Source organism: Macrococcus bovicus, from assembly GCF_004359575.1.
In the GTDB taxonomy this organism is placed as follows: Bacteria; Bacillota; Bacilli; order Staphylococcales; family Staphylococcaceae; genus Macrococcus; species Macrococcus bovicus.
In genome coordinates, this window is the sequence record NZ_SCWF01000001.1 from 137,652 (window position 1) to 152,877 (window position 15,226).

At 45.9% G+C, this 15,226-nt stretch carries 17 protein-coding genes and 1 riboswitch; of the genes, 2 read left to right on the forward strand and 15 right to left on the reverse strand.

All coding sequences use genetic code 11. From position 1 onward, the window contains the following. Positions 1–13: 13 nt before the first annotated feature. The 7 genes from ERX55_RS00775 to cmk all read right to left on the reverse strand — a co-directional run bounded on the left by ERX55_RS00775 (position 14) and on the right by cmk (position 5,631). Positions 14–286, reverse strand: coding sequence for an HU family DNA-binding protein (locus tag ERX55_RS00775; protein WP_133450677.1), 273 nt, complete (start codon positions 284–286; stop codon positions 14–16). Positions 287–390: 104 nt separating this feature from the next. After that, the gene (locus tag ERX55_RS00780) at positions 391–1,113 is read right to left on the reverse strand and encodes a hypothetical protein (protein ID WP_165983668.1); all 723 of its coding nucleotides are present in this window, start codon (positions 1,111–1,113) and stop codon (positions 391–393) included. Then, complete coding sequence (locus tag ERX55_RS00785; RefSeq protein WP_133450679.1) at positions 1,106–1,312, reverse strand: DUF2768 domain-containing protein; 207 nt, start codon at positions 1,310–1,312, stop codon at positions 1,106–1,108. The genes ERX55_RS00780 and ERX55_RS00785 overlap by 8 nt, the downstream gene beginning before the upstream one ends. A 9-nt stretch (positions 1,313–1,321) precedes the next feature. After that, positions 1,322–2,320 (reverse strand): NAD(P)H-dependent glycerol-3-phosphate dehydrogenase, encoded by a 999-nt coding sequence (locus ERX55_RS00790; RefSeq protein ID WP_133450680.1) that lies wholly within the window; start codon positions 2,318–2,320, stop codon positions 1,322–1,324. An 11-nt stretch (positions 2,321–2,331) separates the two neighbouring features. Next, positions 2,332–3,642 carry a ribosome biogenesis GTPase Der gene (der, locus tag ERX55_RS00795; RefSeq protein ID WP_133450681.1) on the reverse strand — a complete coding sequence of 437 codons (1,311 nt, stop codon included), beginning with the start codon at positions 3,640–3,642 and terminating at the stop codon, positions 2,332–2,334. A 103-nt stretch (positions 3,643–3,745) separates the two neighbouring features. Then, positions 3,746–4,900 carry a 30S ribosomal protein S1 gene (gene rpsA / locus ERX55_RS00800; RefSeq protein ID WP_133450682.1) on the reverse strand — a complete coding sequence of 385 codons (1,155 nt, stop codon included), beginning with the start codon at positions 4,898–4,900 and terminating at the stop codon, positions 3,746–3,748. Between the two features lie 77 nt (positions 4,901–4,977). Further along, on the reverse strand, positions 4,978–5,631 hold the full coding sequence (gene cmk / locus ERX55_RS00805) for a (d)CMP kinase (protein WP_133450683.1): 654 nt from the start codon (positions 5,629–5,631) through the stop codon (positions 4,978–4,980). A 64-nt stretch (positions 5,632–5,695) separates the two neighbouring features. On the opposite strand from cmk, the gene ERX55_RS00810 reads away from it, so the two are divergent. After that, positions 5,696–6,661, forward strand: a complete 966-nt coding sequence (locus tag ERX55_RS00810; protein WP_133450684.1) for an asparaginase — start codon at positions 5,696–5,698, stop codon at positions 6,659–6,661. Positions 6,662–6,669: 8 nt separating this feature from the next. On the opposite strand, the gene ERX55_RS00815 is transcribed toward ERX55_RS00810, so the two are convergent. From ERX55_RS00815 to ERX55_RS00835, 5 genes are all read right to left on the reverse strand, one after another. Next, positions 6,670–7,644 carry a YpdA family putative bacillithiol disulfide reductase gene (locus ERX55_RS00815; RefSeq protein WP_133451053.1) on the reverse strand — a complete coding sequence of 325 codons (975 nt, stop codon included), beginning with the start codon at positions 7,642–7,644 and terminating at the stop codon, positions 6,670–6,672. Positions 7,645–7,689: 45 nt separating this feature from the next. Further along, positions 7,690–8,334, reverse strand: coding sequence for a CBS domain-containing protein (locus ERX55_RS00820; RefSeq protein ID WP_133450685.1), 645 nt, complete (start codon positions 8,332–8,334; stop codon positions 7,690–7,692). A gap of 24 nt (positions 8,335–8,358) precedes the next feature. Continuing rightward, a complete protein-coding gene (locus ERX55_RS00825; protein ID WP_133450686.1) occupies positions 8,359–9,297 on the reverse strand; it encodes a LysM peptidoglycan-binding domain-containing protein in 939 nt (312 codons plus the stop codon). Positions 9,298–9,372: 75 nt separating this feature from the next. Beyond that, positions 9,373–10,722, reverse strand: coding sequence for a RecQ family ATP-dependent DNA helicase (locus ERX55_RS00830; RefSeq protein ID WP_133450687.1), 1,350 nt, complete (start codon positions 10,720–10,722; stop codon positions 9,373–9,375). After that, positions 10,719–11,612, reverse strand: a complete 894-nt coding sequence (locus tag ERX55_RS00835) for a helix-turn-helix domain-containing protein (protein WP_133450688.1) — start codon at positions 11,610–11,612, stop codon at positions 10,719–10,721. The genes ERX55_RS00830 and ERX55_RS00835 overlap by 4 nt, the downstream gene beginning before the upstream one ends. 122 nt (positions 11,613–11,734) lie before the next feature. On the opposite strand from ERX55_RS00835, the gene ERX55_RS00840 reads away from it, so the two are divergent. Then, the gene (locus tag ERX55_RS00840) at positions 11,735–11,959 is read left to right on the forward strand and encodes a ferredoxin (protein WP_133451054.1); all 225 of its coding nucleotides are present in this window, start codon (positions 11,735–11,737) and stop codon (positions 11,957–11,959) included. A gap of 31 nt (positions 11,960–11,990) precedes the next feature. Here the strand turns inward: ERX55_RS00840 and ERX55_RS00845 are convergent, their stop codons facing one another. The 3 genes from ERX55_RS00845 to ERX55_RS00855 all read right to left on the reverse strand — a co-directional run bounded on the left by ERX55_RS00845 (position 11,991) and on the right by ERX55_RS00855 (position 15,218). Then, positions 11,991–12,527, reverse strand: a complete 537-nt coding sequence (locus tag ERX55_RS00845) for an ECF transporter S component (RefSeq protein WP_243721435.1) — start codon at positions 12,525–12,527, stop codon at positions 11,991–11,993. Between the two features lie 79 nt (positions 12,528–12,606). Next, positions 12,607–12,726, reverse strand: a riboswitch (FMN riboswitch). Between the two features lie 57 nt (positions 12,727–12,783). Beyond that, positions 12,784–14,511: an ATP-binding protein gene (locus ERX55_RS00850; protein ID WP_133450690.1), complete on the reverse strand. Its 1,728-nt coding sequence runs from the start codon at positions 14,509–14,511 to the stop codon at positions 12,784–12,786. Beyond that, a complete protein-coding gene (locus ERX55_RS00855) occupies positions 14,511–15,218 on the reverse strand; it encodes a response regulator transcription factor (protein WP_133450691.1) in 708 nt (235 codons plus the stop codon). The genes ERX55_RS00850 and ERX55_RS00855 overlap by 1 nt, the downstream gene beginning before the upstream one ends. Positions 15,219–15,226: the final 8 nt, after the last annotated feature.

Below are 15,226 nucleotides of genomic sequence, written 5' to 3' on the forward strand. Positions count from 1 at the left end.
CTTAAAAATCTCATTATTTCACTGCGTCTTTCAATGCTTTACCTGCTTTAAATGCAGGCACTTTGCTTGCAGGAATATCGATTTCTTTACCAGTTTGTGGGTTGCGACCCTTACGAGCAGCACGTTCACGAACTTCAAAGTTACCGAAACCAATCAGTTGAACCTTATCTCCGTTTGATAAAGATTTTTGAATTGATTCAAAAACAGCATCAACAGCAAGACCTGCTTCTTTTTTAGTCAAGTTAGCATTTTCAGAAACCGCATTGATTAAATCTGTTTTATTCATGTCAATTCACCTCCCCTAAGGTTATGTAATGATAAGTGAATATCATTCTGTTATGACTTTAACACACAAAACGTTGATACTGCAACGTTTTATGTCCTGTTTCTTTATTTTTTATCAGGATTGGCATTCGATTTAAAGATGGGCTCATTTTTCTCATTTACCGTATAAGGTACGCTGTATGCCGGCAGTATCGGCGAATCCTGGTATAAAATGTAACGGATGTCTTCCCCCTGCTTCAACTTCAGCTTCTTCTCTCTGATCACCCGGCCTAAATCCTGCGTGTAATCAATGATAAAGTCGTTGCCGCCGTTGATATAGACAGGAAGGGCCTCACCGCTATAAGGGCTGTTGACCGTCGGATACTCATCCAGTCCATATTTCTTGTAGGCGATTTTATAGACATTCGGTCCCACTTTCTGGTCGAGTGCAAGTGTTCGATCCTGAATATTCAATCTGATTCTTAAGTCTTTTAACACTTCAGCGTTGCGGAGATCCACGAGTTTTACAGTGGGATCCGTCTCTACATCCATCATGACATATTGATAATAACCGCCTTTTTCAAAGGACGAACCCGGCAGCTCAGATAAATAGCGAGGCTGCAGTTTACTGAAGTCAACTGGATGCTTGACATATTGATCATATGACTGGTCACGGTCCTTCAAAGGCAGCAGTCCTTTGTTGTCCTGACGGTACTGATCGACTGCTGTCTGGACCATATTCAGCTGATCAAGAGGCGCCACCTGATTCTCGACTTTCTCGGCATTCGGATAGAAACATCCCGATAAAAAGAGTAACGGAATCATCAGCATCAACATCCGTTTAAGCATGACTGGAGCCACCTAGGACAATGATCATCAGAAGACCGCTGAGAAGCAGTGAGCCATATGCCAGAATAGAAAGCGCGATGGATAAGGCTCTATTCTTCGCTTTAAAACGTGCCAAATATATCAGCACCATGGCAAGCATCATGAGTCCGAGTGAATAAAAGGAGACCCACATTAAATCCATTCTAGTTATATTAAACATCTCTTCCACCTATTCATTTGTTTTTTGACGGTTCATCAGCGCTCTGACGTTCTCCTCCACTGGCCCCTCATTAAACAGTACATCATAAAGCGCAGCTGTTATCGGCATATCTACCTCATAAGCAGCAGCCATCTCGTAGGCCGCCTGGGTTGTTCTTACGCCCTCAACAACCATGCCCATCTGGTCGAGCGCCGCGTCAAGTGATATGCCTTTGCCAAGCATTTCACCGCAGCGCCAGTTACGGGAATGTACAGACGTGCAAGTCACAATAAGGTCACCGAGCCCTGCCATACCGAGATAAGTCATGGGATCCGCACCCATCTTCACGCCGAGCCGCGTAATCTCCGCCAGACCTCTCGTCATCAGAGCAGCTTTGGCATTGTCACCATAACCTATGCCGTCGCTCAGACCTGCTGCGAGCGCAATGATGTTTTTCAGCGCACCGCCTATTTCCACACCGACTAAATCTTCATTCGTATAGACCCGGAAGTAATCGCACATGAATAAATCCTGCCCCAGCTGCCGGATACGCTCATCTTTAGATGCGATGGCCACCGTTGTAGGCTGACGTGTCGCCACTTCCTCTGCATGACTCGGTCCGCTCAGCACACCGACGCCCTGCAGCTTATCCGCATCTATTTCCTCTTCAATGATTTCAGATACACGCTTGAAGGTCTTCGGTTCCAGACCCTTAGAGACATGAATGATTGTTTTCCTGTCATGCACTAATGCATTGACCTGCTGGCAGATATCGCGCATCGCCTTTGTCGGAACAGCGAGTACGATCACAGCTGCATGTGCAAGCGCGTCAGTCAAGTTCGTCGTGGCCTTCATCCCCTCATTTAAAGGGATATGCGGCAGGTATCTGGGATTCATCTTCTCTTCAGTCAATGCTGCAGCCGTCTTCTCATCTCTGCCCCACATAAGGACATCATGATGATTATCCAGCAGCACATTGGCAAGCGCTGTTCCCCAGCTGCCTGTCCCAAGCACAGTAATTGCTGTCATGAAATAACCTCCTAGTTACGTTTTCGGGCGATGAGATGAATAGGCGTGCCTTCAAATCCAAAGGCATCACGAATTCTGTTTTCCAGGAAACGCTGATATGAGAAGTGCATCATCTCGACATCATTGACAAAGACCACAAAGGTCGGTGGCTCAATCGCTACTTGCGTCGTATAGAAAATATTCAGACGGCTGCCATTATCAGTCGGTGTCGGATTCATCGCCACCGCATCTGTTATCACTTCGTTCAGTGTACTGCTCTGAACGCGTTTCTTGTGGTTTTCACTCGCCATATTGATCAGCGGGAACAACGTTTTCAGACGCTGCCCTTTCAGTGCTGAAACGAATGCAATCGGCGCATAGTCAAGGAACTGGAAGTGGGCACGAATATTGTCCTCGAACTTCTTCATCGTCTTGGAATCTTTTTCGACTGTATCCCATTTATTGACGACGATGATGACCGCCTTACCCGCTTCATGGGCATAACCGGCAATCTTCTTGTCCTGCTCTATGATGCCTTCTTCAGCATCTATGACGACAAGAACCACATTAGAACGCTCGATTGCACGCAGCGCACGCAGGACGGAATATCGTTCAGTTGATTCATAGACTCTCCCTTTTTTACGCATACCTGCTGTATCGATCATGACATAATCCTGGTCATCATACGTGTAGAGGGTATCAATGGCGTCACGCGTTGTACCGGCGATATTGGAGACGATTACCCGTTCCTCCCCCAGAATACTGTTGATTAGACTTGATTTGCCGACATTCGGACGACCGATCAGACTGAACTTGATGACATCATCATCATATTCGTCTTCCTCTTCTTCAGGGAAATGTTTGCTTGCCTCGTCCAGAAGATCACCGATACCTAGACCATGAGAGCCTGAAATCGGGAAGGGATCACCGAAACCGAGTGAATAGAACTCATAAATATCAGCACGCATCTCCGGATTATCGATTTTATTGACTGCCAGAACGACAGGTTTACTGGATTTAAACAGCAGCTTTGCCACGAATTCATCTTCATTCGTGATGCCGTCACGGCCGTTCACCATAAAAATGATGACATCCGCTTCGTCGATGGCGATCTCAGCCTGGGCACGGATCTGTTCCTGGAAGGGTTCGTCCCCCAGTTCAATTCCCCCTGTATCAATAATATTGAATTCATGCGTCAGCCATTCGCCGCTTGAGTAGATGCGGTCACGTGTAACGCCGGGTGTATCCTCAACGATGGACACCCGTTCTCCTATAATTCTATTAAATATCGTCGACTTGCCGACATTCGCACGGCCGACGATGGCTATGGTTGGTTTAGTCACTTTTTTCTTCCTCTCAATATATGATCTTCCCTATTTTAACACACCTTGATTTGTTATCATAATCAAAAAAAGTAACGCCGAAGCGTTACTTTTCGAGTCTCTCTTATAATTTTAAGTCTTTGAACTTATCAGCGAAGACATCACCGAGCGTCGGTGCATCGTCATTTGAGCTTGTATCTAAGTATGAAGCATCAAAATCCTGTCCTTGCTCTTCAGTTGCTTTGATTGATAATGCAATACGTTCTTCTTGTTTATTGATGTCCAGAATCTTCACTTTCACAGTTTGGCCCGGCTCAAGCACTTCACTTGGATTACCGATGTGGTCATGACTGATTTGAGAGATGTGGACAAGACCTTGAAGACCCTTAGCGATTTCCACGAAGGCACCGAAGTTCGCAAGACGCATCACTTTACCTTCGACGATGTCACCGACTTTGAAGTTCTCTTCAATCGTTTCAAACGGTCCAGGTAACGCATCTTTGATTGATAATGAGATACGTTCAGCATCTGCATCCACACTTAGGATTTTCACTTTAACTTCCTGACCGATCTCAAGTGCATCTTCTACTTTTTCAAGACGGTCATGCGTGATTTGTGAGATGTGAACCAAGCCGTCTACACCACCGATATTAACGAAGGCACCAAAGCTTGTGATACGTGCAACTTTACCTTCAACGATTGAACCGACTTCAAGGTTCTGCAGGATTTCAGCACGTTTCACTTTATTTTCTTCTTCTTCGATAGCGCGGTGGTTTAAGATGACACGGTTTTTCTCCTGGTCAAGCTCTTCAATTTTCAGGGTTAACTGACGACCTTGGTAATCTGAGAAATCTTCGATATATTCAGTTGAGATAAGTGACGCAGGGATGAAACCACGAAGACCTACATCTACTACTAAACCGCCTTTAACGACTTCTTTCACTTCCGCTTCGATTGTTTCATTGTTCTCGAATTTTTCTTTCAGGCTTTCAAAAGATTGTGATTCATCTAACTGACGTTTAGACAGGATGTAATGGCCATCCTCTTCTTTATCTTCAATCTTCGTCACGAATGCTTCAATTTCATCTCCCACAGAAACAGCTTCTTCTGCTTTATCGATATGAAGACTTGTCAACTGGCTGATCGGGATAATCCCGTCAAATTTAGCCCCTTCAATGAAGACGATCACATGCTTATCTTCAATCTTCTGGACTGTCCCTTTCACTTTGTCGCCTTCTTGAATTTCTGTAATCATGTTTTCGTTGAATTCTTCTGTCATAATCTTATCCTCCTAAAATGTAAAAGCTCTTTATCTAACGTTCTTATATTACCCTAAAAAAGTCAAGAAAATCGTCTTTATTCCAATTTATCTGACGCAAGTTTCAAGATTATCGCAGTGACCTCTTCAATAGAACGTCCCGTCGTATCGATTTCAATGGCATCTGCTGCCTGAGTGAGCGGTGATATCTCACGTGTCATATCCAGATGATCACGATGCGCGATATCTGCCTTCAGCTGCTCGACTGTGCTGTCAATCCCGCGCGATTCATTGTCAAGCTGTCTTCTCTGGGCCCGTTCCTCCACGGATGCAATCATATAGATCTTCAGCTCGGCATCCGGGATCACAGTCGTCCCGATATCCCGGCCGTCCATGACCACCCCTTTGTCACGTGTCAGCTGCTGCTGCAGCTCCACTAAATAGCTGCGCACCGCAGCTTGACTGGCTACAAAAGAGACGTTTTCCGTTATATCATTCTCACGGATACGTTCTGTGATATCCTCCCCTGACAGCAGCACTCGCTGTCCATGATCCGCTACAAGACGGATATCTATCTGCTCCAGCAATGTGCTGAAATCTTTGTCATCCGATTTTAAGTAGGCTAATGTAATGGCGCGGTACATGGCACCTGTATCCACATAAACCATATTAAGTGCAGCTGCCACTTTTTTAGCGATGGTACTTTTGCCTGCTGCTGCCGGCCCATCTATCGCAATATTAATTTTTTTCATCCTTCTTACCTACCTTGTTGTTTGATCATTAATATTTTATCATAGAAGCATAAAGGAGGCACATATGAAAAAACTTCTTGTTATACACACCGGCGGTACCATCAGCATGTCTGAGAATCCTGACGGCCATGTCATCACCAATGATATCAATCCTGTGTCAGGTCTCGAGTCCATCCGGTCGCTTGCCGATATCACCGAACTGAATCCCTTTCAGGTTCCTTCTCCACATATGACACTCCAGCATATGAACAGGCTCAGAAAACTGATCATCGAGCAGATCAACACAGACAATTATGAAGGTGTCGTCATCACGCACGGCACGGATACACTGGAGGAAACCGCCTTTTTCCTCGACCTGACGCTGAATGTCAGCATCCCGGTCATTCTGACAGGTGCCATGCGCTCCTCCAATGAGATCGGAGCAGACGGGCTGTACAACTATATTGCCGCCATCCGGACGGCCTGTGATGACCAGTCAAAAGGTAAAGGGGTTCTCGTTGTCTTCAACGATGAAATTCACAGCGCCATGAATGTGACAAAAACGCACACATCTAACACGAGTACTTTCCAGAGCCCGAACTATGGACCGCTCGGCATCATCACTAAAAACGCCATCTATTATCATCACCTGCCTGTCGTCAACCGGCCGCTAGTCAAAGTGGATGAAGCCGTCAAAGTCGGCTTAATCAAGGCGCATAGCGACCTGGATGCTGAACTTCTCGAGTTCTTTCTGACACATGGTTATGATGGTGTGGTCATCGAGGCGCTCGGTCAAGGCAATCTGCCTCCGTCCTCACTGGCGGGGCTGGACAGTCTTCTTGCTGCAGACATGCCTGTGGTCCTTGTCTCGCGCTGCTTCAACGGCATTGCCAGCAACAACTACAGTTATGAGGGCGGCGGCTATGAACTGGAGAGGAAAGGGGTCATCTTCTCCAATGGTTTAAATGGTCAGAAAGCAAGACTGAAACTGATTGTCGGTTTAAGCAACCAACTCACTAAGGCGCAATTGAATACCTATTTCCGCAAATAAAAAGAGGCCTAAGCCTCTTTTTTATTTTTGATAGCTGCTGCGATCAAGCCGCCATGGAACTTGCCGTTTTCAATGAAGATGGAATTGGCATCATTCCCTGCAGCGATGACCCCCGCAATATACAGATTGTTAACGTTCGTTTCCATCGTTTCAGGGTTGAATTTCGGCGCTGTCCCATATTCAGTGGTCACGAGGTCCATTCCCATTGCCTGCAGGAAATCATAGTCGGGATGATAACCGATCATTGCGAAGACGTCATCGTTCTGGATCGTCTGTTCTTCGCCTGCCACACTGAATGTCACTGTATCTGCCGTGATTTCATTTAACTGAGCATTGAAATACATCTTGATTTTCTCGCTTCTGACAAGGCCGTCGAAAATTGGCAGTATCCACGGTTTGACGCTCTTTGAGTAACCGCTGCCCCGATAGATGACGGTCACTTCAGCCCCCGCTTTCTCCAGTTCAATGGCAGCATCCACCGCTGAATTCTTGCCGCCGATGATCAGCACCTTCTTATTGAAGAACGGGTGAGCCTCCTTAAAATAATGATGCACTTTCGCGCGCTCTGCACCGGGGACATCCAACGTATTATGTTGGCCGTAGTAGCCGGTTGCCACTGTTAAGTACGTGCATGCATAGCTCGCTTTAGAAGTCCTGACAATGAACCGGTCATCTTCTTTCGTCACTGACAGCACTTCTTCACGCGTGTTGATATTTAACTGGTGATGCTTGACCACTTCACGGTAATAGACCAGTGCCTGGTTTCTGCGCGGTTTATGTTCTTCAACGATAAACGGCACGTCTCCGATAGCCAGCTTGTCACTTGATGAGAAGAACGTCTGGTGGGTCGGGTAATTATAGATAGCCTCCACTACGTTCCCTTTTTCTATGATCAAGTTCTCGATTCCTTGCCGGTTCTGTTCAATGGCGGCTGACAGACCGCAGGGACCCGCTCCGATAATAATGCTCTCAATATATTTCACAGTAATCACCTTTCTCAAAAAAAGGAGCTCAAATGAGCCCCTTCGTTAATTATGTTGAACATCCAGCACTTTAAAGCCATTCTTAGCCAGATATTTTGTAAATTTTTCGATCTCTTTTTGATTTCTATTGTCCACTTTCACAATCATCCGTCGATGCATCTTGTCCGTTTCGTCAAATGTCACGAAAGAGATGGCATTCAGCTTATATTTCTGCAGTGCCTGTGCCAGGCGTTTAATACGGCCTTCTGCATCGATGGAAGTAATCGCAATGCGTGTGCCGGGCTGATTCATGCCGAACGCACTCTTGAACTGCTCCATTACATCAAAACGTGTGACCACACCTAAAAACTCATTGTTCTTATTAATGATGCTTAAGATCGGGAAATCCTGCAGACTTAGGAATGATTCTTCAAACAGTGACTCATCTGTCACGCTATATTCATCGATCGCCAGAATATCTTTGATCCGTGTACTCTCGATAAACTCTTCACGCGGCTGAGCATCTTTCTTGAAGAAATAATGTCTGAAGATATTGTAACGTGTCACTGTGCCATGATAAAGACCTTCACTGACCACGGGCATCCCATCTATGCCATGATGCTCAAGTTTATCAATGACCGACTTGACGGAGTCATTCGGATTGGCAATATAACATTTCTCTTTTGGAATCATAATTGTTTTTAAGTACATAAACCCATCCCCTTTGATATTGTCTTATTTAGGAATTACAAGTTCCTGACCGATTGTCAGATTGTTACCTGAGATTCCGTTTGCTTTACGGATTTTGTCGACATTTGCCGGTGTACCGCTGCCGTAGTAACGGATTGCGATTCTATAGAGATTTTCATTGGCGCCTACTGTATGCGTCGTGCCGCCGCCCGTCGCTGCAGGTGCTTCTGTAGCTGGCGCTTCTGTTGTGACGGCTTCTGTTGTAACTGCCTCTGTTGTGACTGCCTCTGTTGTGACTGCCTCAGAAGATGGTACTTCTGTTGTGGTTTCAGTAGTTGCTTCCTCTACAGTTGCAGGTGCTTCAGTTGTCGCTTTCTCCACTGTTTTTTCTTCAGTCGTTTTTTCTTCTTTTGATTTTTCTGTCGTCGCTTTTTCTGTCGTCACCTCTTCCGTCTTCACCGCGTTTTCGTTTTGATCATCTTTGTTATCGCGGTTACCCAGGAACATGAATAACAGGAAAAGTATCGGAATTAAAATCAGCAAGCCAGCCAGAATAGGTAACCAGCTGTTTTTCTTTTCCTTTTCTTCCGGCTCATGCTCTCTCTCGTCTTCGTGCTGCACGACCGGTTGTCCTGATCCTGCAACAAATGTTTCTGATTTCACTTCACCTGTTTTTGCAGGCTCTTCTATATGATTGTCTGCTCCAGCTCCGGCTGCAACGGCGCCTGTGCCTGCAGCGGCTGAACGACGACGTTTCTTCTTAGAATCTTTGACACTGGCATTTTCTTCTGCTGATTCCTCGCGACGACGACGGTCTGCTGACCGATTACGTCTTGATACACCGCGTTTAGGAAATTCAGCTGAAGATGTGTCATCTGAGAAATCCTCACCCTCAAATACTAAATCATCTTGACCGACTTCCTCCTGTCTCTCTACAGGCTGCTTACTTTTTTCGAACTCATCTTTGAAATTATCTCTAGCCATGCTTACACCCACTTCATTGAAATTTATTTAAATATACCATTAATTATAGACAACTATAAAGTGAATAGTAAAGAGCTAGCCCTGTTTAAATAATGATTTTATATAAGCCACCCTATCATCATTCTCATGCACTTCCTTAAATGTCTCAAAAGTGAATAGTCTCCGGCCCTGACAGTACTCACAATGCGTACAGGACTGCTCCCCATTGTATAATTGATGACTCAGACACGCAGTCAGCTGACCATACTCGGCCATTTTTCTGAGAGCAGCCAGTTTAGTGTGATACTCTTTTCTGAGTACGTTCAGGACTTCCCGGTCAGGGAAATTTGCACGAAGGATGCTGAGCCGTTCCATCTTCTCTGCCGTGAGCTGAGCACCATTCAGATAAAGATTAAAATCAGACTCTGATAAATGTTCTTCCTGCAGCAGCCGGTAACTTAAGTGAAGATCCTCTTCATCATACAGCAGGATAGCCTGCGCCTCTTCACCGTCCCGCCCGGCGCGGCCAACTTCCTGGATATATTGCAGCACGGACTTAGGCGTATGGTAATGAACCACTGTCCGCACATTGCTTTTATTGACACCCATGCCAAAGGCACTCGTCGCACAGACATAGTGAATTCTGTCACCTAAAAATGCCAGCTGTACAGACATCCGGTCCTCGTATGTCATGTCAGCATGATACGTCATGCCTTTGTAGCGCTTACTGAGCAGCTGGTGAACTTCATTGCAGCGTTTTTTGGATGAAAAATAGATGATGGTCGGCCCGCTGGTGTCAAGGAGCGATTCAATCTCTTTCAGCTTATCCGGGCTCTTACAGACTGACAGAAAGATATTGCGACGCTCCTCACGTTTATCGATCAGGAGCAGCTCCCTTCTCAAGAGCTGATTGATGTCTCTGATGATTTTATCATCAGCGGTTGCCGTCAGGGCAATCACCTGCATGCCCGGTTTAATGATCTCGTGGAGGAGAAGATAATGCGGCCTGAAGTCATATCCCCACTCTGAGATGCAGTGTGCTTCGTCGATCACCATATGCGTCAGATTCAGCTGTGCGACCGTGGCACGAGCTTTGTCAGTCGCCAGCCATTCCGGCGAGCAGAAAATAAACTGATAGTCCTGCAGCTGATGGTAGATGAGACGTTTCTCACGTATATCCAGATAACTGTGAATACATACTGCCTTTAATCTCAGTCGTTTCAGCTCAGCTACCTGATCTTCCATCAATGAGATAAGGGGGGTGACCACCAGGGCACGACCCGCTGCCTTCAGGACGGGCAGCTGATAGCAGAGCGACTTCCCGCCGCCAGTCGGGAGAAGCGCCAGTACGTCACGTCCCGTTTCGATGGCTTCAATGACTGCCTTCTGACTGGGCCGCAGTTCAGAAAATCCGTATATATTCTGGAGAATTTCTTCTGTTGTCATAATGTCACTTCTTTCATGATCTGACAGAGTGCGATCTTCACCTTAAAGTAACTGTCCATCTGAGATTCCTCGAAATAAGGTTTCAGCCGCTGATAATGATGCTCGTGATAGAGCGCTCGTATCTCCGCGATTTCATCCTCAGTGACATATCGGCTGATGTCCACACTGTAGTCTTTAATGATCATTTCAATGATATGATCTTCTATCGTATGAAGTTTGACTCCTCTTTTTAAAGCGATATCCTCAAGCGCCGCTCCGTTGGCAATCCATTCCCGTGTCTGTTCAGTCGCACTATGAAGGGGCATGCGGATATACAAGCTGTTAAAATAAGGATGATGATGGATCAGATGCGTCAGCATGTTCAGCTCTCTCAGCAGCATAAGAGGGTATTCTCCTTGTGCAAAGCGAGCGGCGCTGCAGATCTCATCTACAGAGAAATGATTGCCCTTCGCATCCGGCAGCAGCTTAAAGCTGAAGACCGGCAGTGCCTGTGCCAGAGTGTCATAGAGCGTAAGCAGTTCTGCTTCATATACGTCCGGCCGACTCTCAGATGAATGAAGCCAGTGTTTCACCTGCTGCTGAATATACAAATGGTTCGTGACCGGATAGAAATCATGAATATGACAGGAGCGGGCCGCCATGGTCTGTGTCAGTAATCTGAGAGCCTGGAACGTCATATGCGTGGCGTCAAAAAAATAAGGATAAAATCTCATTTCTTCAGCCGTGTCACCTGTACGTTCCGGCCGACTGTTATAAAAGGGAAGCTGGCCTTGCATCATGGCGTCGAAATAGGTTTGATGTGACTTGAAGCCCATCAGAATATTATTGAAGCTTTTATCTGTCTTCTCTGCGAATTTACGCTGTTTCGCCTGCTGATAAATAGAATCCATCAATGCCTCCAGATAATTTTTGTTGAAAAATAGTGTCTGAATCTCTAGAATGTATATGTACTAGTGTAGCATTTTTATGTAAGGAGGCGAATCATTTGGCTGGGAAATATACAATCGTAGATATGGATACTTGCATCGCCTGCGGTGCTTGTGGTGCAGCGGCACCTGATATATATGATTATGATGATGAAGGCATCGCTTTTGTTATTCTTGATGATAACCAGGGAACTCAGGAAGTACCTGAAGAACTTGAGGAAGATATGATGGATGCATTTGAAGGTTGTCCAACAGACTCTATCAAAGTAGCAGACGAATCATTTGACGGAGATGCGCTTAAATACGAATAAAAAGAAGGAATTCCGCCGGAATTCCTTCTTTTTATTTGAATCTTTTCTCTATAACAGGTAACAGTGGTCTGAAAATCAGCATAAAAATTATTGAAACAATCAGTCCTTTAATGATGTTGAAAGGAATGATGCTTGCTGAGACAATCGCTTTCAGATTGTTCGTAATATCGGTTAAGTTGGTGATCATGCCGTATAGCGGCAGTAAGACAAAATAGTTCATGAGACTCATAACAAGCGTCATGACAAGCGTCGCTGCGACTAATCCCGCCCATTTATTTCTGCTGCCGGCATAATAGGCGGTTAACACAAAACTAGCTCCGGCTATAAAGTTAGCAGCCGGACCGACCGGTTCGACCGGATTCGTTGCAAAATTCAGCAGGTTTTTGATGAGTTCAATCAATACGGCACCGGCTGGCCCCACTGTAAATAATCCGATTAGTGCCGGCACATCGCTGAAATCAATCGTCAGATAAGGCGGCATAAAAGGCAGCGGGAACTTGAGAAACATCAGGACAAAACTGATGGCACTCAGCATGCTGATCAGAATCAGCTTCTTGGTTCTGTTGATACTTGACATATTCTTCTCCTTACATTCATCAACTGAAGGAAGGAGGCATCACAAATAAGCAAAGCTTTTTTGCTTTGCACTCCATCTTCTCCCATCCAGACTATACTGTCGGCTTCAGAATCACACTGAATCAGCCACCCGAAGGCAGGTCGCGGGCTATACCGCCGGTTCGGAATTACACCGTACCCCGAAGATGAATTATTTTATTTTTTCGGATTTTCATCCTGTTAATATATTAGCACATCTTTTTATTAAATCAATGTTTTGGGATCACAATCTTGAAGGTGGTGCCTGTGCCCTGTTCACTTGTCACTGAGATACGGCCCCCGTGTGACTCGATAATGGATTTAACGATGAACAGACCGAGACCCGTGCCATGTTTACCTCTCGTTCTGGCAGCGTCCACTTTATAGAAACGGTCAAACAGATGAGGCAGGTGTTCAGGTGAAATACCGACGCCTGAGTCTCTGACTTCAATCAGCAGTTCACTGTCCGCTCTTACCGTCAGCTGAATGGTATCACCTTCATGAGTATAGCGAACTGCATTGTCAACCAGGTTGGTCAGAACCTGAAACATCTTATCATAGTCAAGCGACCATATCAGTCCCGGCGGCGCATCAATCACGAGATTGAGCTTATTATCCGCAAGAGACTGGCTGAATGTCGCCTTCACTTTACGCAGCAGTGCATCAACCGGTGTCTCCTCGAGATCCAGTTTCACATCGCCAGCATCGTAGCGGGCGACATTCAGCAGCTCGTTTACGAGACGGTTTAAGCGTTTGCTCTCATCCAGAATAATATTCAGGAATTCCTTACGGTCTTCCGGTGTCTCGACGATATCATCCAGCAGTGCTTCAGTATAGCCTTGCAGCATCTGGATCGGCGTTCTGAGCTCATGAGAGACATCCGCAACGAACCGCTTCTTCATCTCATCATTCCGGTGCTCCTCAGTCATATCGCGTATCAGGGCAACAGCGCCCAACTGATGATTGGCAGCTGCTCGTCTGACAGGTGAGATGATGACCACAAAATAATGTTGAAGGGTGGCAACTTCTATGACGGCTGAATCATTTGTTTCCACCACTTCTTCAAATGCCTCTTCAAGCCGTCTTTTTTCGTCCTCATCTATCACCGCCAGAAACTGGGCAGCTTTCGGATTCATCAGCTGCTCATCTAGGTCCATATGATAGCTCAACACACCGTCAGCCATGGCATTAATCAGTTTATCCCGCAGATTCCTCTCCGTCTCAATTGAAGCGATGTTGTTTCTGATATCATCCTCCATCTTATTGAATGCGACGGTGAGTTCACCTATCTCATCACGGGAAGTCGTCTTGATTTTCTGTGCCCTTTCACCTTTAGCCACCTGGAACGCTGATGCCTTGAGCCGGAGCAGCGGTTTCGTGATCTTGTTGGATAAGAAGAACGCAAAAATCGTTGACAGTACGATGAGTATCAGTGCGGTTATCAGTATAATCAGGCTGACATACTGCAAGGTGGAACTGATGGAATTAATATCCTGATAAAGAATGATCGCGCCCTTCTCCTGAAAGGCCTGTGATGGAAAGCCGAGAAGAATATAGCGGTGTTTCTCCTTCTGATAATTGACATCAATAATCTTGGTGACATGCTTGTTCTCATCAAAGACGGCCTTGAAGTCTGGATTCGTGCGAAACTCATCGATCATGATCTGCTTGAGGTCATCATGCGCTTCAGTCAGCTGTGCTTTATCTTCAATGATGATCAGACCCGCCGGATTCTCGACGAGTTCCATGACATAATTCATCGCGTCCTGCTGGTTATGACGGCTCATCAGAATGTTTTCAATTTTATTCGCCTGCTGGTACAAGGTCTTCCCCGTCTCCGAGATGAAATATGAATTAAAGAAGCCCACAAGCGCAACCGATAATATAAGTAAAACTGTCGTTACTATCAAAATGATAGTGAACCACAGTTTTATGACAATACTATTTAAAAAATGCATCAGTCTCTCGCCTCGAACTTATAGCCGATGCCCCAGACAGTATGAATCATCTCTGCCGCTTCAGGTGAGACTTTATTCAGCTTCTCACGTAGACGCTTGACATGTGTATCCACAGTTCTAAGGTCGCCGTAAAATTCATAGTGCCAGACTTCTTTCAGCAGCTGCTCTCTGTCAAAGACTTTGTCCGGCGATTTAGCCAGGAATAGCAGCAGCTCATATTCCTTCGGCGTCAAGCTGACTTCCTGGTTATTGGCTGTGACGCGATGTGCATCATTATCAATCACAAGAGAATCGAAGACAATCAGATCTTTGGCGTGGGCGTCATTCTGAAAGAACATCGAAGACTGCGAACGTCTTAAGATTGCTTTAACCCGGAGCACCACTTCACGCGGCGAGAACGGTTTGACGATATAATCATCAGCCCCAATCTCAAAACCTTCCACCCGGTTGTTCTCCTCGCCTTTAGCCGTCAGCATGATGACAGGCGTCGACTTCTCCTCCCGAATTCTTTTGCACACTGCCAGACCATCCATGCCAGGCAGCATGATGTCCAGCAGCACACAATGGAAGTTCTGACTGAGCGCCAGTTCCACTGCCGTTTCTCCGTCTGCTGCTTCTACTGTCTCGAATCCTTCACGTTCAAGGTACATCTTAGCAAGTTTTCTGATTCTATCCTCATCATCAACGATTAAAATTCTTTCCTTCATCACTGCAC

Excerpts from the sequence above, each read along its gene's own strand:
- ERX55_RS00775 (WP_133450677.1), bottom strand. The coding sequence starts at position 286 with ATGAATAAAACAGATTTAATCAATGCGGTTTCTGAAAATGCTAACTTG.
- ERX55_RS00780 (WP_165983668.1), bottom strand. The coding sequence starts at position 1,113 with ATGCTTAAACGGATGTTGATGCTGATGATTCCGTTACTCTTTTTATCG.
- ERX55_RS00785 (WP_133450679.1), bottom strand. The coding sequence starts at position 1,312 with ATGTTTAATATAACTAGAATGGATTTAATGTGGGTCTCCTTTTATTCA.
- ERX55_RS00790 (WP_133450680.1), bottom strand. The coding sequence starts at position 2,320 with ATGACAGCAATTACTGTGCTTGGGACAGGCAGCTGGGGAACAGCGCTT.
- rpsA (WP_133450682.1), bottom strand. The coding sequence starts at position 4,900 with ATGACAGAAGAATTCAACGAAAACATGATTACAGAAATTCAAGAAGGC.
- cmk (WP_133450683.1), bottom strand. The coding sequence starts at position 5,631 with ATGAAAAAAATTAATATTGCGATAGATGGGCCGGCAGCAGCAGGCAAA.
- ERX55_RS00810 (WP_133450684.1), top strand. The coding sequence starts at position 5,696 with ATGAAAAAACTTCTTGTTATACACACCGGCGGTACCATCAGCATGTCT.
- ERX55_RS00820 (WP_133450685.1), bottom strand. The coding sequence starts at position 8,334 with ATGTACTTAAAAACAATTATGATTCCAAAAGAGAAATGTTATATTGCC.
- ERX55_RS00825 (WP_133450686.1), bottom strand. The coding sequence starts at position 9,297 with ATGGCTAGAGATAATTTCAAAGATGAGTTCGAAAAAAGTAAGCAGCCT.
- ERX55_RS00830 (WP_133450687.1), bottom strand. The coding sequence starts at position 10,722 with ATGACAACAGAAGAAATTCTCCAGAATATATACGGATTTTCTGAACTG.
- ERX55_RS00835 (WP_133450688.1), bottom strand. The coding sequence starts at position 11,612 with ATGGATTCTATTTATCAGCAGGCGAAACAGCGTAAATTCGCAGAGAAG.
- ERX55_RS00840 (WP_133451054.1), top strand. The coding sequence starts at position 11,735 with ATGGATACTTGCATCGCCTGCGGTGCTTGTGGTGCAGCGGCACCTGAT.
- ERX55_RS00850 (WP_133450690.1), bottom strand. The coding sequence starts at position 14,511 with ATGCATTTTTTAAATAGTATTGTCATAAAACTGTGGTTCACTATCATT.
- ERX55_RS00855 (WP_133450691.1), bottom strand. The coding sequence starts at position 15,218 with ATGAAGGAAAGAATTTTAATCGTTGATGATGAGGATAGAATCAGAAAA.